This is a genomic window from Flaviflexus sp. (assembly GCF_041440645.1).
GTDB lineage: Bacteria > Actinomycetota > Actinomycetes > Actinomycetales > Actinomycetaceae > Flaviflexus.
The window spans coordinates 46,518-67,521 of sequence record NZ_JASDVN010000051.1; the positions used below are offsets into that span (position 1 = coordinate 46,518).

The window sequence follows — 21,004 nt, forward strand, 5'->3', positions numbered from 1 at the left end:
AGGCTGGGCAGTATGGTCAGGACTACGGTCAGGTGCCCTATGGTGCAAGTGCCCAGCAGGCGGGCCAGTACAACCCGAACCAGAACCAGCAGGGTCAGAGCTTCGGTGGCGGCCAGTACAACCAGGGCCAGCAGGGTGTGAACCCCTCCGGGCAGCCCGGCTACGGTGGTCAGTTTGGTGGCCAGTACGGCGGTGGATTCGGCCAGCCTCCCTATGGTGGCAATGGCGGCTACGGTCAGCCTCCCCAGAGCAACAAGGGGAAGATGGTTGGCTGGATCGTTCTTGGGGTAGTCGTTGTCGTCGCCATCGTTGTTGGCATCCTCTTCGCCACTGGCGTCTTCGGTGGCGAAGGAGGAAGCGATGGCAAGCCGTCGAAGGAACAGGTCCAGGAGGGCCTGAGTTCCATCCTCGTGGAGGAAGGTCTGGATACTGAGACCATGCAGAGTATCGGGATCTCGAGCGAAGCTCTCGACAATTTCTACGCCTGCATCGTCGATGGCATCTACGACGAGGAGGACTTCAGGGTTGAGACCCTGCAAGGAATCGCCGATGGTGACCGCTTTGTCGACATGAACACTGACGAAAACAGTGCTGTTGAGAGGGCGGCTCAGTCCTGCATGTCTGAGCTGATGTAAGGCTAAACAATGCGAGGGCGGGGTCCGGTTTTAACCGGGCCTCGCCTCTTTGTTTTTGAACGAGGTGTTCTTGAACGAGGCAGCTAGACAGGGAAACGTGAGAGTTGCATAGAGATTGGCGGACTGAGTCCCTCTGCTGAGGATCACGACTCTGTTCTACCTTGCTTTGACCATGATGAGCTTTCACCACTGTCACGGTTAGCTCTATTGCTGTGGTTGGTTTGGGTGGTGCCCGCTCGCTATTCAGCGGGTTGAATCGCGACAGCAAGAGGGCACGCTCGGGCCTCGAAGGATTTAAGGGAACCTCTCCCCGAATTTCTATCAGGATATTCGTAGCTTCGCGGCGTTCGGGCTGGTTAACCGTTGTATCCTGGCCATGAACTTGACCCACGAACCTGCCCTGAGTGCAGGTGAAGCGGAGGAAATGACATGTCGGAGAACCATGAAGGGCGCCGTCCCGAGGACGGCGCTGACCCGAATCAGAATCAATGGCAGTCCGGTGCTGGATCTGCGAACGAGGCACAGCAGCAGTGGGGCCAGCAAGACACTCAGCAGTTCCAGGCCGGTAGTGCTCCCGAGGCGGGACAGTACGGCCAGGACTCTTACAACCCGAACTCGACGGCCCAGTTCCAGTCTCAGAACTATGGGCAGGGAGATGGCTCGTACGGATCGGGCCAGTACGGTCAGTCCTCATACGACCCCAACAGTACACAGTCCTATGGTGCCTACAACCAGAGCCAGGGTTACGGTAGCGGGCAGTACGGCCAGGGCCAGCCGAACTCCTATCCGCCCTCACAGCCCACGTATGGAGGTGGCTACGGAAGCAGCCAGTACGGCGGCGGTTACGGACAGCCTCCCTACGGCGGTGATGGTGGCTATGGTCAGCCTCCCCAGAAGGGCAAGGGTCCGTTCATTGCATGGATCGTTCTTGCTGTGATCGTTGTGGTAGCCGTGATTGTTGGCATCCTTTTCGCAACCGGTGTTATCGGTGGCGGCGGCGATGATGAGGCCGACGGCGGGGAAACTACGACCGCGACAGAGACCGTCTCTGAACCGGATCCGGATCCGACGACGGACGAGACGGAGCCCCCGACCACGGATCCGGGCCCAACCACTACAGATCCCAAACCCGATCCGACCACGACGACGTCCGGCACTGGCGGTGAAGGATCCTACGGTTCCGACGCTGAGCTCGATGGCTACTGGGACGACTGCGAGGCCGGGGACTTTGCGGCGTGTGACGACCTGTACTGGCATTCCCCCATCGGATCCGAGTACGAAGAGTTCGGTTCGACCTGCGGAGGCACCGAATCACAGTCGTGGGGCTCGTGCGATGGCGCAAACAACAGTTTCAGCACCAACAACGCCTACGGTTCTGACCCCGAGCTCGACGCTCTGTACGACGCCTGCGAGGGTGGCGACATGGCGGCCTGTGACGACCTGTACTGGGATTCACCTATCGGATCCGAGTACGAGGACCTCGCCTACACCTGCGGTGGTCGCACCGACTACGCCGCCGGCACCTGCGAGCTCAGGGAGCAGACCGGAGACTTCTAGTCGGGTGACCCGTTCCCGCTCGGAAACAGCGGGAACAGGCTTCGAAAGACCAGAGCATCGAGCACTGACTTGAGAAGTTAGATCTGAGTGAGAAGCGAGAACTGAGTTGAAAAGCGTGGGAGGAACGGTTATCCGTTCCTCCCACAACCATGAAGAGTTCGAATCTGGCTTTCCTGCCTACTGGGCCTGACCTCGCTTCACGCCCTCGAGCAGGAGCAGAGACACGTCCTTGACCTCGATGTCCGCCTTCTCGCCGCGAACACCGTCGTTCAGCATCGTCGTACAGAACGGGCATGCTGTCGCAATGACTTCCGCTCCGGTTGCCATGGCCTGACGGGTACGCATGCCACTAATCGATTCGCCGTTCTTGTCATCAAAGAAGGCGTGCGCGCCACCCGCGCCACAGCACATGGCGCGCTCGCGGTTGAGCTCCATTTCCTTCACATCACCAAGAAGCTCGCGGGGCGCGTTGTAGACCTTGTTGTGACGGCCGAGGAAGCAGGGATCGTGGTAGGTGATGGACTTTCGCTCCTCCGGTGAGGGCGGGACCGGGGTGAGCTTGCCGTCTCGCACCAGCCTGTTGAGGAGCTGAGTGTGGTGAATGACCTCGTACGTGCCGCCGAGGTCTGGGTATTCTTTCGCGATCGTGTTGAAGCAGTGCGCACACGAGACAACGATCTTCGTGGCACCAACCTCGTTGAGGGTCTCAATGTTCTGCGCAGCCAACATCTGGAAAAGAACTTCGTTTCCGGCGCGGCGCGCTGGATCGCCCGTGCAGGATTCACCATCCCCGAGCACCGCGAACGAAACGCCTGCGGTGTGGAGGAGCTCCGCAACAGCTGCCGTGGTCTTCCTGGCACGATCGTCGTAGGCACCCGCGCAACCAACCCAGAACAGGTAATCGACCTCTTCCGCACTTTCCACGTCGAGTCCGATTTGAGGGACGGGGAAGTCGAGTCCCTTGGCCCAGTCGAGTCGCTTGCGGGGGTTCAGACCCCACGGGTTGCCCTTGTGTTCCATGCCCGTGAACATTTTGCCGAGTTCGGCCGGGAAGGTGGATTCCATGAGGGTCTGGTGGCGGCGCAGGCCGACCACGAGGTCAAGGTGCTCAATGTCGACCGGGCACTGGTCAACGCACGCGCCACACATGGTGCAAGCCCACAGGACGTCGGGAGTGATGACGTTGGGAACGAGGGGAGCATCGGGACCGCGTTCGGGAGATTCCCCGGCCGCACCGGTTTCCATGAGGGCACCAAGCAGATCCCCGGTGTGCGCCTCCTCCATGCTCATCGCCGCCTTGGCGAAGGGAGCCGAGGCGAAGGCGTGATCGCGGACGGTCGTGACAAGAAGCTTGGGGGAGAGCGGCTTGTTCGAGTTCCAAGCCGGGCACAGGTCCTGGCAGCGACCGCACTCCGTGCACGTCGCGGTGTCGAGGAGGCCCTTCCAGGAAATGTCGGAGACCGAGTTGATGCCGAGGCTGGCATCCTCGTCCAGCTCCTCGATCGTGTCCATGCGGAGCGGCTTGCCATCAACCAGGAGGTCGGGCAGTGCGCCGAGTGCGGGAGAACCATCAACGTTGGTTTGTGCGTACACGTTGACGAGGGCGAGGAAGCGGTGCCAGGCAACGCCCATGGACGGCACGAGACCGATAACAACGAGCCAGGAGAGGGAGAGCGCGAGCTTGATGACCGCGGTGATCGTGATGATCCAGCCGAGGGTGTCGAGCGAGAGGCCGGTCATGAGGGATCCGAGCCAGGCCGTGGTCGGGAAGTGTGCGAGGGTGGCGAGGGGGCTTCCCTGCAGGTAGGCGTACTCGGCGGCACGAATGATGAGAACGCAGGTGACGACACCAACGATGGTGAACTCGACGTAACGAGCTTGCCAGTTGGACGAACCGAAGAAGCGGGAGGTGCGGGGAACCCCGTCACCGCTCTCGAGGGTGTCCGTGGGCTGCGAGGAGCGTCCCGTCCTTGTGCGCACCCAGGTGAGGTAGAGGCCGCCAATGAGTCCCGCCCACGCCAGAATCTCGGTCAACCATTCCCAGGGCGCCCAGTGGGCAATGATCGGGAGAGACCATGCGGGGTTCGCGAGCTGCATGAAGGCGGTGATGAGGGTGAAGAACAGGACCGGGAAGGACAGCATGACGCACCAGTGCGCCACCTTGATCCACGGCCGGTTCTTGAAACTCGAGTGATCAAGGATCTCTTTCGCTGTCAGCCAAAGGCGAGAACCGACCGGTGTGAGCCTGCCCGGAGCGGGTGTTCCCATCCGCGTAACCGTGATGATTCGCCAGAGACCTTGCGCGAAGATTCCAAAGGAAACGAGGCAGATGATGCCGGCGATGATGAGTGACCAGGAGGGGAACACGGCGGCCTTTCGAAGGAGAATGTTCTTCTCTCAAAAATAGCCTGTTCAGTCAAACAAGTTAAAGACGTGCAGGAAGTGGCTATGGAAGCCTGGGAAGCATCGGTTAAGATCGATGGGGGACTATGTGGGGAGTGTGAATGGTTCAGATATTCATTTCATTCATGATTGTGGCTCTAGTGATGCCCTTGGTGATGAAATGGCTGGGCCGTGAAGGATTCTTCGTCGCAGCTCTCGTTCCCCTCGCAGGTCTCATCTGGACCATTGCGCAAGGCCCCAAGGTTCTGAACGGTGAATACCCTGAACAATCCTGGACGTGGGTTGCGGAACTTGGTCTTGTCGCCGACTTCCGGCTCGATACCCTCTCGTGGATCATGGCGCTCATCGCCACGGGCGTCGGCACTCTCGTTCTTGTTTACTGTGCGAGATACTTCTCTCGTAAAGCCTCCGGTCTCGGCCGTTTTGCCGGCTTCTTCGTTGCCTTCGCCGGCGCCATGTTTGGCCTCGTCACAACCGATAACACTCTCATCATGTACGTCATGTGGGAGCTCACGACGGTCTTCTCCTTCCTCCTCATCGGCCACTACCGAGATAGGCGTGCCTCTCGCCGCGCCGCCATGGAAGCCATCATCGTGACCACCACGGGCGGCCTCGCCATGCTCGGCGGCATCATCCTGCTCGGGGAACTCCCGGGCGGATCCTACAACTTCACTCAGCTGGTTGAGGCCGGAGCGAACGGCACCCTGCTTGATGGGGCGCCGAACGGAATCGGCACGGGATATGTCGCCACGGCTATCGTTCTCATCCTCGTTGGTGCGCTTTCCAAGTCCGCGATCTTCCCCTTCCACTTCTGGCTACCCGCGGCCATGGCGGCACCGACGCCGACCTCCGCTTACCTCCACGCGGCAGCCATGGTGAAGGCTGGCGTCTACCTCGTGGCGAGGCTGGCTCCCGGTTTTGCCGACCAGAGCGTGTGGCAGTGGATCATCCTCCCCGCGGGCCTCTTCACGATGCTTCTCGGCGGCTACCGTGCCCTGCGCCAGAACGACACGAAGCTTGTTCTTGCCTACGGCACCGTCTCCCAGCTGGGCTTCATGATGGTCCTCGTCGGCTACGGGACCGCCGAGGTGGCACTCGCAGGACTTGCCGTTCTCACGGCCCACGCGCTCTTCAAGTCCTGCCTGTTCCTCGTGGTCGGCATTGTCGACTGGTCGACCGGTACCCGTGACCTTCGCGAGCTGTCCGGAGTTGGCAGGCGCCGCCCGGTCCTCGCCATCACGGCAGGCATCGGTGTGCTGTCCATGGCCGGCATCCCGCCCTTCGCCGGTTATGTCGGCAAGGAAGCCGCACTGCACGTACTGACTCACGGCGATACGACGGACATGGTGGTTGCCTGGATCATCGTTCTCGGATCCATCCTTACTCTCGCCTACGGCCTGCGCTTCTGGTGGGGCTGCTTCTGGGATAAGCCGGGTGTGGAACCGACGGAACTCAAGGTCCGTTCCCGCCTCATCACGACCCCTCCCGCCCTGCTCGCGGCTGCCTCTCTTGCTCTTGGCCTGTTCCCCTCCTGGTGGGAGAGCCTCCTCGTTGGTCACGCCAACCAGAACCCGGGCGAACCCGGTCACCTGACCCTGTGGGCGGGCTTCGGTTTGCCGGTCATCATGACGGGCATCATCATCATCTTCGGCATCCTCCTCTTCGCCTTGCGCAGGCCCGTTGAGGGAGTTCAGCGGAAGGTTGCGGTGCCGTTCTCCGCGGAAGGCGCTTACCGCAGGATCATCGTCAACCTGGAGCTCTTTGCTGGTGACGTGACGGCGCGTACCCAGTCCGGTTCCCAGCCCATGTACCTGTCGATCACGCTGATCACGGCGGCGCTTGCCGGGACGCTGGCACTGATCTTCGGTGGCACCAACCTGGAATTGAACTACAGATGGTTCGACAACGCGTGGCAGGTCCTCGTTGTCATCATTGCGGCCGCCTCGGCGTTCCTAGCGGCGCGAGCCCGACGCAGGCTCAAGGCCGTGCTTCTGCTCAGCCTTTCCGGATATTGCGTTGCCCTCATCTACGAACTGCACGGCGCACCCGACCTTGCCCTCACCCAGGTCCTGGTCGAGACCATCACCCTCGTCGTGTTCGTTCTTGTGCTGCGCCGCCTCCCCGCCTACTTCTCGAACCGCCCGATGGCAACGTCCCGCTGGTTCCGTGCCGGCCTCGGTGCCGTGGTTGGTGTCTGCGTGGCAGGGTTCGCCTTCATCTCAGCCAACGCACGCCAGCACGTGCCAATCTCCGATGCGTTCGCAACCGAAGCCTACGAGTTTGGCTACGGCAAGAACATCGTCAACGTGACCCTCGTTGATATTCGTGCGTGGGACACGATGGGTGAGATCTCGGTTCTCGTTTCGTGTGCCATCGGCGTTGCCTCCCTCCTGTTCATCCGTGACAGGAAGGCCAAGATCGACCCGCTCCGCAACATTGCTCGCCCCGGACAGAAGAACAGCGTGTGGCGCCTCAAGACCGACGAGACGACGCAGGCGTTCGTGAACCGTTCGCAGGAGCAGGCCATGGCCGCCGAGTACTCCGAATCGCACCACTTCCTGGCTCCGGGGCGCCGCAAGCTGTGGCTCCCGGCCGCGAACACTCTCGCGCCCCAGCGCCGCTCCGTCATCCTCGAGGTCGGTACAAGGCTCGTCTACCACACGATGCTCATCGGCTCCCTGTTCCTCCTGTTCTCCGGCCACAACCTGCCCGGCGGTGGCTTCGCCGGCGGCCTGCTCGCGGGCATCGCCCTCGTGCTCAGGTACCTGGCGGGCGGGCGCTACGAGCTCGGTGCCGCCCTGCCCCTCCACCCGGGAATCCTCATGGGTTCGGGTCTCATTGTGGCAACCCTCGCGGCACTCACTCCGATCCTCGTGGGCGGCACGACCCTGCAGAGCGCGGTCTTCGACTTCACGCTCCCAGTTTTCGGAGATGTTCACTTCGCAACTGCTGTCATCTTCGACATCGGTGTGTACCTCGTGGTGATTGGTCTCGTTCTCGAGATCCTGCGCTCCATGGGTGCCGAGATTGATCGCCACGGTGAGGTGGAGGGCCTTGACGATGATGGAATGGATATCCCGACCCCTCAGCACGACCGTCGAAAGGAAGCAGTGACTCTGCGCGAAGCGAAGGAAGGCATGAAATGATCGACACCTCCCCTTCCCTCGCCCTCGTTTTCCTCTGCGCCGTCCTTGTCGGTGTTGGTGTCTACCTCATCCTCGAGCGTTCACTCTCCCGCATCATTCTCGGGTTCTCGGCGCTGTCCAACGGCGTGAATATTGCGTTCCTGATCGCTGGTGGTCGCGCAGGTAACTCCCCGATCGTTGGTCAGTCGGATCCGGAATCCATGTCGGATCCGCTGACGCAGGCGATGATGCTCACCGCCATCGTCATCACGATGGGTACGACAGCGTTCATGCTTGCTCTCGCATATCGTTCGTGGCAGCTCGATGGCAACGACGAGGTTCAGGACGACATTGAAGATAGAAGACTCGCTGTGATGGCGGAAAGGGATGCGCGTCTGGAACGTGACGAACAGGCATTCATTGACGATGCCGTTGCAGAAACCCATGACGAAACCGATGATTCGGACGACCAGAACGTGGAGGTGAAGTGACGTGAATTGGCTTGTTGGTATTCCCGTTGTTCTGCCCCTTCTCGGTGCTGGCATCACCCTTGCCTTCTCGAACTGGCGCAGGGTGCAGTGGATCATCTCCGTCACGATCCTCTCGATCTCCCTCGCGGTCTCTGCCGCCCTCGTGTACTTGGCGCAGGACGGTCCGCTCGTCTTCGACGTTGGTGAATGGTCCGCACCCGTTGGTATCACCCTTGTTGCTGACCGGCTCTCCACCCTCATGCTCATCGTCTCTGTCGCGGTGACATTGGCGGTTCTCATCTACTCCCTTGCTCAGGGTGTTGAGGACGGTGAGGAAGCGGCCCCGACCGCCGTCTATCACCCGGCCTACCTCATTCTTTCGGCGGGCGTGTCGAACGCGTTCCTCACGGGCGACCTCTTCAACCTGTTCGTGGGCTTCGAGATCCTGCTTGCTGCCTCCTTCGTGCTCATCACGATGGGTGGTACGAGAACGCGGATCCGTTCCGGCACCGTGTACGTGGTCGTGTCGATGCTGTCCTCGATCATCTTCCTCGTCGCCATCGCCATGACCTACGCGGCAACGGGTACGCTCTCCTTCGCTCACCTCGCGACAAGATTGCAGGAGATCGATCCGGGCGTGAGCCTCGCCCTGCAGGCGATGCTGCTGGTCGCCTTCGGCATCAAGGCCGCGATCTTCCCGCTGTCCGCGTGGCTCCCTGACTCCTACCCAACGGCCCCGGCACCCGTGACGGCCGTGTTCGCTGGCCTGCTGACCAAGGTCGGCGTGTACGCGATCATCCGCACGCAGGTGCTCCTGTTCCCCGCGGGCAGGCTCGACACGATCCTGTCGGTGCTGGCGATCCTAACCATGGTGGTCGGCATCTTGGGTGCGGTCACGCAGCGAGACATCAAACGTATGCTCTCGTTTACTCTCGTCTCCCACATCGGCTTCATGATCTGGGGCATCTCGATCTCGACCGAGGCGGGCCTCGCTGCCACGATCTTCTACGTCATCCACCACATCACGGTGCAGACGGCACTGTTCCTCGTGGCGGGTCTGATTGAACGCCACGGCGGCACAACATCCCTGCGGAACCTGGGGTCGATCGCAAAGACGGCACCAATCATTGCCGCCCTCTATCTCATCCCCGCCCTTGGCCTAGCTGGCATCCCACCCATGACTGGTTTCCTCGGCAAGGTCGGCCTCATTGGAGCATCCGCCGAGTCCGGCCAGACCATTGACTGGTGGCTCATTGGTGCCGGTCTCGTGACCTCGCTGCTGACCCTGTACGCGGTCCTTCGTGCATGGAATCTCGCGTTCTGGCAGGAGGCCGAGGAGGAGCTCGAGTCGAAGAAGATCCCGGCGGGCATGTACGGAGCTGCAGCTTCGCTCGTCATCATGTCCCTGGGTATTGCGGCATTCGCGGGACCGATTTACGGTTACGCTGAAAAGGCGGCTGTTGAACTCGAGCGGCGCGGTCCCTACATTGTTGCGGTCTTCCCCGACGGCAGCCGCGGCACCGGGCAATCCGAAGACGAAGCCAACAACGGAACTGACGACGAGGAAACTGTCGTTGAGGAGGTCAGCGAGTGAAAGAATCAAGTGCACGCGCCTCCATCCGACGCGCCACGAACCGGCCGGGACGGTTCCCGCACGCCACCGCCGGCATGCTTATCTGGCTCACCATCGTGTGGGTGCTCCTGTGGGGCGACATCTCGGCCGGCAACATCGTGTCCGGTTTCCTCCTTGCCCTGCTCCTGACGACCCTGACCCCCTTGCCCGCGGCAACCTTCGACGGGAGGTTCAGGCCGAAGGCCCTCATTCGCTTCGTTGTCGTGTTCCTCATCGATGTCGTGCGAGCTTCGATCCAGATCTCGTCCTACGCCCTGCGCGGCAAGAAGCCCCGTGGCGCCGTCATTCGAGTCCAGACCAGGGCACACTCGGACGTGTTCTTGACGGCCACGGCCGGCATGACTTCCCTCGTTCCCGGTTCTGTCGTGGTCGATGCTCACGCATCGTCCGGAACCCTCTACATTCACGTGTTTGACGTGGATATTGCGGGCGGTCTTGAGGCGGCCCATCAGGAGGTATTGGATCAGGAGGAGCGGATCTTGCGGGCCTTCGCTTCGCACGATCAGCTGATTGACGCCGGGTTCGTTCCTGGCTCGACCATGGGGCAGATGCTTCCCGTTCCCTACGCGCCTGCGGCAGGTGATCAGTCATGACTCTGTTCGAAGTTCTCGCATGGGTGTGCGGCATCATGCTGTTCCTCGCGGCCGTCGGTGTTGTCATTCGCGTCTCGAAGGGGCCGAGCATGCTGGACCGCATGGTCGCAGTGGACCTCTTCACCTCGACGATCCTCGCTGCCATGGTCACCATCTCGGCTCTGACGAGGCGTTCGGATCTCCTGCCCGTGCTCGTCATCCTCGCGATCGTCGGCTTCATTGGTTCCACGACGATCGCTCGCTTCGTGGCTCACGAGCCCACGGCCGATAAGAGGATCCTGACGAAGGATGAGGTCGCGAAGATTCTTGCCGACGCGAAGGTCCGTGCCGACGATGATGACGACGAGGTCCACAACCCCGACGCCGTCAACGAAGAAGAGAGGAAGAGCGATGCTTAACGACATCCTTGACGTTGCTGGCTCGATCCTGCTCGTGCTGGGATGTGGGCTGGTGCTTGTTGCCGCGATCGCGGTCAACCGCTTCCCCGACCTGCTGTCCCGCCAGCACGCGGCCACCAAACCTCAGGTACTTGGCCTCATTCTCGCCGTGAGCGGCATGGCGATGATTGTGCGCGATGGGGTGCTCGCGTGGACCGCTCTCCTCATCATTGCCTTCCAGTTCATTACCGCCCCAATTTCGGCTCACATGATCAGTCGTGCAGGATACCGTACCGGTGGTATTGTCCGAGAAGATCTAGTTGTTGACGAACTCGGTGACGATATTGATTCCACTCGCCTGGACCTCGAGATCGGACCGAAGAAGACAAAGAAGAATTCCGACTAGCCCTAACACCGAAAGGACGAGGCATGGATATTGGATGGAAGATTGTCAGCACCGGCGGAGGCTTGATCGCTGGCTTCCTCGCGAAGCAGGTTGTTGAGAAGAGTTGGCAGTTCGCCACCGGTCACAACGCGCCGGATGAGGACGACTTCGAGGCTAACCTGGTGGAAATGGTGGTGTTCTCGGTCGTTGCTGGCGCAACCCGCACCGTCATCCACAACCTCGTCATGAGGAAGGCAAGCCAGATGTACGGCAAGGGAGCCAAGTCGGTTACCTCCTAATCCGGTAACACCAGCAGACTGAGTCTGCGACACATCAAACATTTGCGTGATAGGTCCTGTCAGGAAATGCACTCCTGACAGGACCTATCACGCTCTGAAAAAGAACTTCTTCGCAAAGGCAGAGATGGCGTTGCCGTTGACCAGCAGGCAATCCAGCAGGCCAGCATGCCTGCCATGTGCTCCTCTTTCCACTCTGATCTTGGCTCTGGTCTTGCAGATTGGATGAATTAGCAATCCGCGCAGAATGTCCTACCATAGGACATACGACAGGGGAGCGCTTCGGCGCTGAGAGTGCAATGACATGCAGACCCTCGAACCTGCCCGGTTAGCACCGGCGAAGGAAGTCGGGAATCTCTCTAGCTCTCGCCAAAGGGCGAAGCTTTCCCCTCCACTTATATGGAGGACAACATGAAGAAAGCACTTGGTGCTGTGGCAGCGATGTCACTACTTGCGGCTTGTGGAACCTCGGGAGAGGACGAGGCACAGACCGTCACGATTCTCACGCATGACTCTTTCGTGCTGAGTGACGAACAGATCGCCGCATTCGAGGAAGAAAGCGGATACGAGCTACAGACCATCGCCCCGGGCGATGGGGGTGTGCTCGTCAACCAGCTCATCCTCAACCGCGACAACCCGGTGGCAGATGGTGTGTACGGGTTGGACACGTTCATTGTTGGCACGGTTCTCGATGAGGACGTTCTTGACGCCTACACGTCGGAGAGCCTGCCAGCATCGGCTGAAGACATCGTTGTTGACGATCGTTTGACCCCGATCGATCAGGGCGATGTATGCATCAACGTCGACTCGGCATGGTTTGAGGAGGAGGGCATGACGCCACCGGCCTCCATTGATGATCTGAGAAAGCCCGAGTACGCGGAACTCCTCGCTGTTATCGACCCGGCAGCATCCTCACCCGGTTTCGCCTTCCTCGCGGCCACGACTGCGGTTTACGGGGATGAGTGGACAGATTACTGGAGCGATCTTCTGAACGGTGGCACCAGGGTCTCGAGCGGTTGGTCCGATGCGTACTACGCGGACTTCTCAGGAGCGGATGGCAACGGTCCCTACCCGCTGGTGCTGTCCTACTCGTCCAGCCCCGCAGCGGCTCCCGGCACGACCTACATGTCCGACACCTGCGTGCGCCAGGTTGAGTACGCTGGCGTCATCAAGGGGGGCGGGAACCCCGAGGGTGCTCAGGCGTTCATCGACTTCATGCTGAGCGAGGACGTGCAGGCGGGCCTGCCCGAGTCCATGTACATGTACCCGGTTGATGACTCGGTGGAGCTGCCGGCCGAATGGCAGGAATCTGCCAGCCTGTCCGACACCCCCATCATCGTTGACCCTGAATCGATTGATCGGAGCACCTGGCTGGATACCTTCGCGGACCTGCCGTGAGATTGTGGAAGAGCGCCTGGAGCGCGGCCGTCATCATCCCGGTCGCGTTCCTTGGCGTCTTCTTCCTCTATCCCACCCTCTCCATGCTGACCCTGGGAGTGTGGGATGGGAGGGCCGACTTCTCGGTATTGCGGGAGGTGCTCACCACCCCCAACACCTGGAAGGTCGTGTGGCAGACCCTCTACCAGGCGGCACTGGGTACTGCGGGAGCGATTCTTCTTGGTGTGCCCGGTGCGTACGTTCTGTATCGAATCACCTTCCCGGGTCAGAAAGCGGCACGCGCCCTCGCAACCATCCCGTTCGTCCTGCCCACGGTTGTCGTCGGTGTCGCGTTCCGTGCGCTTCTTGGCCGGGGTGGCCCACTCGAGTTCCTCGGATTCGATGAGACACTCACCGCCGTGGTTCTCGCCCTCATCTACTTCAACTACGCGGTCGTGGTGCGAACCGTTGGCAACATGTGGCAGAGCCTCGACCCGAGAGCCGTGCAGGCGGCCCGCACCCTTGGGGCCTCCAAGGGCCGCGCCTTCCTGACCGTCACGCTTCCCCAGCTTGCTCCGGCGATCGCCTCCGCCGGAGCCATCGTGTTCCTGTTCTGTTCCACCAGCTATGGGCTGATCAGGACCCTCGGTTCACCCGGTTACGGCACACTCGAAACGGAGATTTGGCGGCAGGCACAGTCCTACCTCGATGTTCGCACCGCCGCGATCCTGTCGATTCTTCAGGTCGTCATCGTCATCATCACGCTGCTCGTGAGCGAACGACTGAGCAGGAAGGCCGCCACGAGGCTCAACCTGCGCAGCCGCCACGTCACCCCAATCTCCACGGGCGACATCCCGGTCGTGGCACTCACGGCGACCGTGATCCTCACCTTGATCTCCACCCCGATCCTCACCCTCGTGGTGCGTTCCCTTCAAGTAGGTGGGGAGTGGAGTTTCGAGAACTACCGGCTTCTCGCAACCCCGGGACAGGGGTTCGCAGGCGGTGCGACCGTGACCGAGGCGATCGGAAACTCCCTTAGCATCGGCCTTGAGGCAACGATCATCGCCCTCCTCATCGGAATCCCGCTCTCCCTCGTGCTGTCGCGGAACGTGCGCGGACCCTTGCAGACAGGTCAGTCAATCCTGTCGGGAGCGATCCTGCTTCCCCTAGGGGTGAGCGCCGTGACGGTCGGTTTCGGCTTCTCCATCGCTCTCGATTCCCCACCCCTTGACCTCCGGAACTCACCGCTCCTCATCCCCATTGCGCAGGCCGTTGTGGCGCTGCCTCTCGTGGTGCGGTCCCTCACCCCAACGCTCCAGGCCATTGCGCCGGGCAGGCGTGAGGCCGCGGCAACCCTTGGTGCCTCCCCGTGGCGGGTGCTTGCCACCGTCGATGGCCCGTTCCTGCTCCGTGGCATCGGCGTCGCCATCGGCTTCGCATTCGCCACCTCCCTGGGCGAGTTCGGCGCGACCTCGTTCCTGGCCCGCCCCGACACCCAAACCCTCCCGGTCATCATCGTCCGTCTGCTCGGCAGGCCCGGGGAACACAACTACGGGATGGCGATGGCGGGCGCGGTTGTGCTGGCGTTCCTTGCGGCAACGATCATGGCGGTCGCCGAGGCCGCACGAAAGGACCCACAGTGATCAGTGTGCAGAACCTGACAGTCAGGTACGGGGAGATGGTCGCGGTCAACAACGTTGACCTCACTGTCGACACGGGAGAGATCCTCGCCCTCCTCGGTCCCTCCGGATGCGGCAAGTCGTCCCTGCTACGGGGGGTCGTGGGCCTCGAACCCGCTATGGGAGAGATCCTTGTCGACAACCGGTCCGTGCAAGGGGTTCCCGTCCATCAGCGTAACATCGGCATGGTGTTCCAGGACGCTCAGCTCTTCACCCACCGCACCGTCGCCGGCAACATCGCGTACGGGCTCAAAGGCAAACCCAAGGCGGAGATCCAAGCTCGCGTAGGCGAGCTCCTGCGCCTCGTCGGGATGGAGGGGATGGGGGAGCGGGCTGTCACGACCCTTTCGGGTGGTCAGGCCCAGCGCGTTGCCCTCGCACGCTCCCTAGCGCCGCGTCCGAGTGTCCTGCTGCTCGATGAACCGCTCTCGGCGCTCGACCGCGTCCTGCGAGAGAGGCTCTCGAACGATCTGCGCGCAATCCTCAAGGAGGCTGGCGCCACCGCAATCTACGTCACCCACGACCACGACGAGGCATTCACCGTAGCCGACCGGGTCGGCATCATGGACCAGGGTGTGCTCGTCCAGGTCGCGACCCCGGAGGAGCTGCTCTCCCACCCAACTGCGGCGGTCAGCCACTTCCTTGGCAGCAGCCTCGTGGTGGATGCTGAGGTCGTGGAATCCACGTGCGAGGGCACAAAGGTGACGCTTCCGGAGGATGTGGTGATCCCCGGTTACGTGACAGGCGGTAGCGTCAGGCTCCGAATCAAGCCCTTAGGAGCTCAAGAGCAAGATCGGGACGGTCAGTAAAGATCCCGTCCACGCCCTGATCGAGAAGCCGGGTCATCCGCTTCTCCTTGTTGATCGTCCACACGCGCACCCCCATACCAAGGTCGTGACTCATGCTGATGAGCCGATCGGAAAACTTCTTCGACTTCATGAGGGAGATGCCACCGGGACGCCATCCGATGTGCACCCAGGACCCCGTCACCAGGTTCGGCGGCGGCTTGATCCCGGACTTCGCGCAGGCAATGAGGATGGCGAGGCTCTGCCACCCCAGCGAACGCTGCAACTGCGGGCTCGTGAGTTCACGAACCCGATCCAGCCACGAATCCCACGAGTGGGCGACGCAGACGCGGGAGGCGCTCGCGGTCTGGTTGATGGCCTGAACGAGGGGAATGATCGAATCGCCGTTCTTCAGGTCGATTGCCCACGGCATGTGGGGAAAAGCATCAAGAAGCTCCGTCATGGTGGGGATGGTTCCCACCTGGCCACCGGGACCAAACACCGTGGCACGCCGCAACTCCTCGAGAGTGTAGTTGCGGATCTCCCCGGTTATGTCCGTCACTCGATCGAGAGTTTCGTCGTGGAAGGCAACCGCAACACCGTCGGCGGTCAGTTGAACATCAGTTTCCAGCATGGTGGCTCCGAGCCGAACCGCCTGATCAAACGCGGCCAGCGTGTTCTCCGGAGCCAGATCGGATCCACCCCTGTGCGCAATGACTAGCGGAGTCACTCCCGGGCGCCAGGGAAGCACCTGTCCGGGAGCCGGGGACGGATGAAGCACCGAAGGTAAGCTCACGGCTCCAGTGTAGATCCCGTGCCCGTCTCTGAAATGTTCCTGACCAATCGGTAACGAAGTGTTTATCTTGCTGAAGGTCAAACTTCACTCGGGGCAACTCTGCCATTCACGTTCAGAGCTCGCCTGGTTGGGTGGCCCTCCCCGGTGAGAATCGTGCAGGGGGATCGTCGATCGTGGGATTATGAAGGCTGACCTTGAGTTCTGATACCTATCGGGACCTGTTCGCCATTAGGAGGAAACCATGGAAGTCTTGTTCATCTTTGGACTCGTGGCCATCACCGCTATCGGTGCTTACCAGATGTACGCAAAAAAGAAGAAGAACGAAGAAAACCAGCTCTACGCGACGGATCGAGGGTGGACGTACCACAAGAAGCATCCGACCTTTGCTCGCCAAGCAGTCCAGGCGGTTAAAGGCGGTCGCGACTCCAATACTTTCCAGATGGTGTTCGAGGGCCGTGACAACAATGTTCCGTTCTACGCAGGAACCGCAGTCTGGACCGAAACAAGCGGAAGCGGCAAGGACCAGCAGACGTCGACCTACTACCGCAAGCTCATCATGCGTCCCCTCGGGCTCAATGTTCAGGGAGCCAGGATCGAGAAGGAAACGGTCTTCAACAACATGTTCAATCGGGACATCAAGACCGAGTGGGAAGAGTTCAACAAGGCGTGGAAGATCTCGAGCAACGACCACCGTTTCGTGCATGCGCTCCTCGCTCACTCCATGCAGGAGTGGCTCATGAGGAACATGGACGTCAACTTCTTTGTCAGCAGCGGGTGGCTCTACGTTTACGCAGTCGGCAGGCTCGAGAAGGAATCCGTCGACCACTACATTCGCGTCAGCAACGAGTTCCGCGAGAAGGTGCCCGAGTTCCTCTGGCAGGACTACGGCACGGGAGGCGGCAACCGCCGCCAGTAGCCGTTAGCCCTCCTTGCAGTAGTACCGTGCCCCCACGAGAGTGGGGGCACGCCGTTGCCTGGGGATCCAACCAACATCCAGAAGTTTGAGATCAAAGACAGCGATGTGTCAGCAAGAGACGAGAGAATGAGTAGAGAGACGGAGCTGGCTAGGTTCCCTGCGGGGAGTCGGTGCTTTCCGTCGTCCCACTGTCGCTTCCCTCGCTGATCTTGAGTCCGATGATGCAGAGGATGAGGATGGTGATGAGAGTGAAGCGAAGGGCGGAGAACGGTTCGGTTCCCGTGATCATCGCCCACACGACCGTCAGGCTCGCACCAATTCCCGTCCACACCGCGTAGGCGGTTGCCGTGGGAATGGACTTCATGGCGAGGGCAAGGCCGACCGTTGAGAGCACGAGGGCAACAAAGAACACGATCGAAGGACCGAGGATGGAAAGGCCGTGGGAGGCTCCGAGAGCGGTCGCCCAGACCGCCTCGAGCACGCCGGAAAGGATGAGGATGAGCCAGGGATTCACGCGCTCACCTTCAATCCCACGACGCAGGCAACGATACCGAGCAGGCACAGAATCTTCATGGTCGTGGCCTTCTCGGCACCGGTCGCCAATGCCCAGGCGGTTGTTGTGACGGCGCCAATGGCGGTCCACACCGCGTAGGCGGTGCCGGTTGGGATCGTCTTCATCGCCCACGCCAGACCGGCCAGGGAAATGAGCGAGGCCACGACAAAGATAATGGAAGGAACGAACCTGCGGAGGCCGTTCGAGCGGCCCAACGCGGTCGCCCACACGGCCTCAAACAGCCCTGATGTGAAGAGAACTAGCCAGTCCACGACGGTTCGATACGAGTCTTTCTCAAGCAAAGATCCCTCTCGCACCAAACGGTCCGGAGGGAATCCTTGACGTTTCTTAGAGGTAGGGGTTGTAGCGGAGCGAGTTCACCTTGAAGCTGCACTCGGTCGCGATGTTGATCGATGAAGCAATTTCGCCGTTTGCTCGGGCCTCGAGAAGCTTCGGAACGACGCGGTCGCGGAGCGTCCACGGGTCGATCGTGTTGACGTAAATCTTCGATCCGCCCTCGAAACCGGCGAGGGTGGAGACCCGCCACTTGAGGACGATGCGCCACGGCATCGGCATATCAACATCGATGGGGCGGTGGTGCCATTCCTCGTTCGTTGCGATCCCGGGGCCCGTTGCCACGTGCATGGCGTGCAGGAGGTCGGACATGCCGCGCTGCTCGTCGGTGGACTGCAGCCACGGGGAGGGCTCGGCTGACTTTGAGTACACCTCGAGGGTGGGGTAGCGGTGGCCGAAACCGGCGAAGGCAACAGCGTGCTTGTTTTCCGCGACGATGAGGTTCTGGTATCCCGCGTAGTCAACCGCGAGCTCGTTGTACACGTTCGGGTTGTCGCGGACCTTCGAGATCTCAAAGTTGATATTGGCGGAACGCTGATCGATGGCCACGAGCTGCTTGTGGAGGTGGTCGAAGGAGGCGCCAGCGGGCTTGAGCCAGTTCTGGAAGGCCTGAACGTAACGCACGTACCGGTTGGAGGCGTAGAGGTCCCTCATGGCCTCAATCGTCAACCTCATGTACCACTCGTGTTCCGTGGGGGTGAGGGTGCCGGAACCAGCAAGCTGGTTGGTCATCTCCGCGCCGTCAACGAAGTGCTTGCGGGAGATGATGACGTCGTGCCCGCCACCAAAGAACGCATCGGCTTCGGCAAGACGTTCAGCCTCGGGGATCTTCTTCCATTCCTCAACGTCCTTGCCCGAGGCCGCGGCCTTGGTCTGGAGGACCTTGAGCACGTGAGCCTTGCCAGCGGGGTCGGCAATGTAGCGGTCGCGGCGCTCAGCCGCTTCCCTCGGGAGCTCGAAGCCGTAGTTCTTGCGCCAGTAATCGAAGGAGAGGATCTCAAAGAGGTTCGGAACCCTGCGGAACTCCCAGGGCCTCGTCAGATCATCAACCGAGGTCGAGGCAAGGATCTTGGGCCCGTTCTCCTTGGTGATGATGCGGGTCTTTTCGGGCGGGGATTCGAGTACTCGCTGCGCGCAAAATGCGCAATGCTTGCCGTGGTTCTCGGGATTGATCGGCACCGGATCCGGGTTCGCAAGAGTGAGCGGCCTGTTCGCACGGCCCGGGACTGTCCAAACCTCTGTCCCAGAGAAGGGATTGACTTGCTTCACGGTTCCGTCGGCCATCTTCGTCAGTGGAGCGGCTTGCGAGAATTGAGACTGTGCCATGTTTCCAGCGTATACGTTAAGTGGCCAGCATCCGGGAAGGAGGCAGAAAAAACCGGATGCTGGCCACTTGTTTAGGTGCGCTCTCGTATTAGAGGCGCAGGATTCGGCTGGCTTCCTCAACCAGACCGGAGACCACGTGAATTTCGTACGTGGAAGCTCGTGTCGTTGAAATTGTTCGGAAATCTCGTCGTCCGCCCTGGATCGCGTGCTCAAGGCCGCCGCTGATGGCTCCAAAGATGCCACCAAGAACCATGGCGAAAAGAATGACCCGCCAGACGATAACCGGAACGAAGATGGCGAAGATGAGGCCCAGGAAGAGGCCGAACCAGGCGCCACCAAGAGCACCCCGCCATGCGGCCTTGCCGGTGGTCATGCGACCGGTCACCTGCTCAACGGTTTCCAAGCCAAGTCCAACAATGCGAACGTTCTCGACAGGGAATCCAGCATCCGAAAGCGTGTCAACGTGATGCTGGGCTTCCGGGTAGGACCGAACCGAGGTCAGGACACGGTAGTTGATGGTCGAGGCACCCGATCCGGTGCCATCGGTCTCATAGCCACCGTTGGCGAAGCCGTTGTGTCGCTGCAAGTCTGCCGAGTTTCCTGTCATATCGTCCATGCGATCACTCTAAAAGCGACAACTGTACCCACTATTTGCGTTAGCTGGGAATTACCTGGGGGCTAAGCGGTAGGGTGTGATCAAAGGCGACCACACCCCACCATGGCAACAGCCTGCCAACTGTTTGACAACAGCCCGCTATCTACCTGGGACTTACGGAGCGGGGATGGTGAACTCACCGCGGAACTCGGGCAGAACCTCGTCCTCGCCGAGAATCTCGGTCTCGGGGCGAATGTAGGCACCGGTGTAGGTGTCCGCACGCTCACCCTCAACGGTGAATGCGACCCACAGGTTGCCGGAGCTACCGTCGCGGCGCGCGAAGGTTTCGAGCGGCTCAAGGCCCTGCGCAGAGATTTCGTCACGCAGAGTTCCCTTCGCGCGATCCTCTTCGCCGTCGTACAGGATGTAGAAGTCGTTGGTGCCGATGGCGCCACCGAACTGGTCGCCTGCCTCAATCGAGATCTCGAGGTAAACAACCTCGCCGCCGTCCTCGATGTAGCTCGCGTCGCGCTCCGAGGGGACGTCACGCAGCGCGGAAACGATCGTGATGGTGTCGCCAGTCTCGGGGTCGGTCAACTCGGCGTTGATCTCTACCGGGGTGCCACCCTCGGAAGGGGTCGCGTCGCCATCCTCGGTCGTGTCTTCGTCGGTTTCGTCCGTGGCTTCGGTGTCCTCGGTCTCTTCCTCGACGTCTTCAGTTGCTTCTTCGGACTCGGTCTCTTCCACGTCAGTGGGTTCGTCGACCTGCTCCTCGACCGTTGCTTCTGTCGTTTCTTCGGTCTGCTCATCATTGCCGCCGCCGCATGCTGCGAGTGTCATGGCGAGTGCAACTCCGAGAGTGCTGGTGCGAAGGACTGATTTCTTCATTGTTTTCTCCGTGGTCAGTGGTCGGTGATGGGCTGAAACGCAGGTCAAGGGTGAATGAGTTCAAGACTTACGATGTCCCTGAAACTACCAGCGACTACATGCATAGAGGTATCTCTCCAATGGTCATCACTACCCATTCGTTCGTAATGGTCGATTAAATGCCACGAAACATCAGGGAAAAGTGCGAATTAACGAAGGAACCAATATGGCTCTTCATAATTGAGTGTGTAGCGGGCGTTTTGCGCGTCGTGGCATGAAACG

19 protein-coding genes, 1 pseudogene and 1 riboswitch are annotated in these 21,004 nt (G+C 60.8%); of the genes and pseudogenes, 13 read left to right on the top strand and 7 right to left on the bottom strand.

Annotation, left to right across the window (positions count from 1 at the left end; translation table 11 throughout):
* Both QMB98_RS07655 and QMB98_RS07660 read left to right on the top strand, forming a co-directional pair.
* Positions 1–635, top strand: a pseudogene (locus QMB98_RS07655) (hypothetical protein); the annotation flags it as partial.
* 429 nt (positions 636–1,064) lie between these two features.
* Positions 1,065–2,192 (top strand): hypothetical protein, encoded by a 1,128-nt coding sequence (locus QMB98_RS07660; protein ID WP_371685109.1) that lies wholly within the window; start codon positions 1,065–1,067, stop codon positions 2,190–2,192.
* A gap of 177 nt (positions 2,193–2,369) precedes the next feature.
* Here the strand turns inward: QMB98_RS07660 and QMB98_RS07665 are convergent, their stop codons facing one another.
* The gene (locus tag QMB98_RS07665; protein ID WP_371685111.1) at positions 2,370–4,559 is read right to left on the bottom strand and encodes a (Fe-S)-binding protein; all 2,190 of its coding nucleotides are present in this window, start codon (positions 4,557–4,559) and stop codon (positions 2,370–2,372) included.
* A 137-nt stretch (positions 4,560–4,696) separates the two neighbouring features.
* Here QMB98_RS07665 and QMB98_RS07670 point away from each other — a divergent pair, with 137 nt between their 5' ends.
* The 10 genes from QMB98_RS07670 (at position 4,697) to QMB98_RS07715 (ending at position 15,339) form a co-directional block, all read left to right on the top strand.
* Positions 4,697–7,741: a Na+/H+ antiporter subunit A gene (locus tag QMB98_RS07670; protein WP_371685112.1), complete on the top strand. Its 3,045-nt coding sequence runs from the start codon at positions 4,697–4,699 to the stop codon at positions 7,739–7,741.
* Positions 7,738–8,211: a Na(+)/H(+) antiporter subunit C gene (locus tag QMB98_RS07675; protein ID WP_371685113.1), complete on the top strand. Its 474-nt coding sequence runs from the start codon at positions 7,738–7,740 to the stop codon at positions 8,209–8,211. Before QMB98_RS07670 ends, QMB98_RS07675 begins: the two co-directional genes overlap by 4 nt.
* Position 8,212: 1 nt before the next feature.
* On the top strand, positions 8,213–9,784 hold the full coding sequence (locus tag QMB98_RS07680; RefSeq protein WP_371685114.1) for a Na+/H+ antiporter subunit D: 1,572 nt from the start codon (positions 8,213–8,215) through the stop codon (positions 9,782–9,784).
* A complete protein-coding gene (locus QMB98_RS07685; RefSeq protein ID WP_371685115.1) occupies positions 9,781–10,416 on the top strand; it encodes a Na+/H+ antiporter subunit E in 636 nt (211 codons plus the stop codon). Before QMB98_RS07680 ends, QMB98_RS07685 begins: the two co-directional genes overlap by 4 nt.
* Positions 10,413–10,814, top strand: a complete 402-nt coding sequence (locus tag QMB98_RS07690) for a monovalent cation/H+ antiporter complex subunit F (protein WP_371685117.1) — start codon at positions 10,413–10,415, stop codon at positions 10,812–10,814. The genes QMB98_RS07685 and QMB98_RS07690 overlap by 4 nt, the downstream gene beginning before the upstream one ends.
* Complete coding sequence (gene mnhG / locus QMB98_RS07695) at positions 10,807–11,199, top strand: monovalent cation/H(+) antiporter subunit G (RefSeq protein WP_371685118.1); 393 nt, start codon at positions 10,807–10,809, stop codon at positions 11,197–11,199. Before QMB98_RS07690 ends, mnhG begins: the two co-directional genes overlap by 8 nt.
* Before the next feature lie 23 nt (positions 11,200–11,222).
* Positions 11,223–11,477, top strand: coding sequence for a DUF4235 domain-containing protein (locus tag QMB98_RS07700; protein WP_371685119.1), 255 nt, complete (start codon positions 11,223–11,225; stop codon positions 11,475–11,477).
* Between the two features lie 258 nt (positions 11,478–11,735).
* A riboswitch (TPP riboswitch) is annotated at positions 11,736–11,837 on the top strand.
* Between the two features lie 48 nt (positions 11,838–11,885).
* Complete coding sequence (locus QMB98_RS07705; RefSeq protein WP_371685121.1) at positions 11,886–12,872, top strand: thiamine ABC transporter substrate binding subunit; 987 nt, start codon at positions 11,886–11,888, stop codon at positions 12,870–12,872.
* Positions 12,869–14,494, top strand: a complete 1,626-nt coding sequence (locus QMB98_RS07710; protein ID WP_371685122.1) for an ABC transporter permease — start codon at positions 12,869–12,871, stop codon at positions 14,492–14,494. Before QMB98_RS07705 ends, QMB98_RS07710 begins: the two co-directional genes overlap by 4 nt.
* Positions 14,491–15,339, top strand: a complete 849-nt coding sequence (locus QMB98_RS07715; protein WP_371685123.1) for an ABC transporter ATP-binding protein — start codon at positions 14,491–14,493, stop codon at positions 15,337–15,339. The genes QMB98_RS07710 and QMB98_RS07715 overlap by 4 nt, the downstream gene beginning before the upstream one ends.
* On the opposite strand, the gene QMB98_RS07720 is transcribed toward QMB98_RS07715, so the two are convergent.
* Positions 15,296–16,111 (bottom strand): glycerophosphodiester phosphodiesterase family protein, encoded by an 816-nt coding sequence (locus QMB98_RS07720; protein WP_371685125.1) that lies wholly within the window; start codon positions 16,109–16,111, stop codon positions 15,296–15,298. The genes QMB98_RS07715 and QMB98_RS07720 overlap by 44 nt on opposite strands.
* 241 nt (positions 16,112–16,352) lie before the next feature.
* On the opposite strand from QMB98_RS07720, the gene QMB98_RS07725 reads away from it, so the two are divergent.
* Positions 16,353–17,027, top strand: coding sequence for a hypothetical protein (locus QMB98_RS07725; RefSeq protein WP_371685126.1), 675 nt, complete (start codon positions 16,353–16,355; stop codon positions 17,025–17,027).
* 148 nt (positions 17,028–17,175) lie between these two features.
* On the opposite strand, the gene QMB98_RS07730 is transcribed toward QMB98_RS07725, so the two are convergent.
* The 5 genes from QMB98_RS07730 to QMB98_RS07750 form a co-directional block, all read right to left on the bottom strand.
* Positions 17,176–17,541, bottom strand: coding sequence for a multidrug efflux SMR transporter (locus tag QMB98_RS07730; protein ID WP_371685127.1), 366 nt, complete (start codon positions 17,539–17,541; stop codon positions 17,176–17,178).
* Complete coding sequence (locus QMB98_RS07735; RefSeq protein WP_371685128.1) at positions 17,538–17,852, bottom strand: multidrug efflux SMR transporter; 315 nt, start codon at positions 17,850–17,852, stop codon at positions 17,538–17,540. The genes QMB98_RS07730 and QMB98_RS07735 overlap by 4 nt, the downstream gene beginning before the upstream one ends.
* Before the next feature lie 76 nt (positions 17,853–17,928).
* Complete coding sequence (locus QMB98_RS07740) at positions 17,929–19,260, bottom strand: DUF4921 family protein (protein ID WP_371685129.1); 1,332 nt, start codon at positions 19,258–19,260, stop codon at positions 17,929–17,931.
* Between the two features lie 88 nt (positions 19,261–19,348).
* On the bottom strand, positions 19,349–19,876 hold the full coding sequence (locus tag QMB98_RS07745; RefSeq protein ID WP_371685130.1) for a general stress protein: 528 nt from the start codon (positions 19,874–19,876) through the stop codon (positions 19,349–19,351).
* A 153-nt stretch (positions 19,877–20,029) separates the two neighbouring features.
* Complete coding sequence (locus QMB98_RS07750; RefSeq protein WP_371685131.1) at positions 20,030–20,743, bottom strand: hypothetical protein; 714 nt, start codon at positions 20,741–20,743, stop codon at positions 20,030–20,032.
* Between the last annotated feature and the right edge of the window lie 261 nt (positions 20,744–21,004).

Bases quoted from the DNA above. Each gene is read 5' to 3' on its own strand.
- QMB98_RS07660 (WP_371685109.1), top strand. From the start codon at position 1,065: ATGTCGGAGAACCATGAAGGGCGCCGTCCCGAGGACGGCGCTGACCCG.
- QMB98_RS07670 (WP_371685112.1), top strand. From the start codon at position 4,697: ATGGTTCAGATATTCATTTCATTCATGATTGTGGCTCTAGTGATGCCC.
- QMB98_RS07675 (WP_371685113.1), top strand. From the start codon at position 7,738: ATGATCGACACCTCCCCTTCCCTCGCCCTCGTTTTCCTCTGCGCCGTC.
- QMB98_RS07690 (WP_371685117.1), top strand. From the start codon at position 10,413: ATGACTCTGTTCGAAGTTCTCGCATGGGTGTGCGGCATCATGCTGTTC.
- mnhG (WP_371685118.1), top strand. From the start codon at position 10,807: ATGCTTAACGACATCCTTGACGTTGCTGGCTCGATCCTGCTCGTGCTG.
- QMB98_RS07700 (WP_371685119.1), top strand. From the start codon at position 11,223: ATGGATATTGGATGGAAGATTGTCAGCACCGGCGGAGGCTTGATCGCT.
- QMB98_RS07705 (WP_371685121.1), top strand. From the start codon at position 11,886: ATGAAGAAAGCACTTGGTGCTGTGGCAGCGATGTCACTACTTGCGGCT.
- QMB98_RS07725 (WP_371685126.1), top strand. From the start codon at position 16,353: ATGGAAGTCTTGTTCATCTTTGGACTCGTGGCCATCACCGCTATCGGT.
- QMB98_RS07740 (WP_371685129.1), bottom strand. From the start codon at position 19,260: ATGGCACAGTCTCAATTCTCGCAAGCCGCTCCACTGACGAAGATGGCC.
- QMB98_RS07745 (WP_371685130.1), bottom strand. From the start codon at position 19,876: ATGGACGATATGACAGGAAACTCGGCAGACTTGCAGCGACACAACGGC.
- QMB98_RS07750 (WP_371685131.1), bottom strand. From the start codon at position 20,743: ATGAAGAAATCAGTCCTTCGCACCAGCACTCTCGGAGTTGCACTCGCC.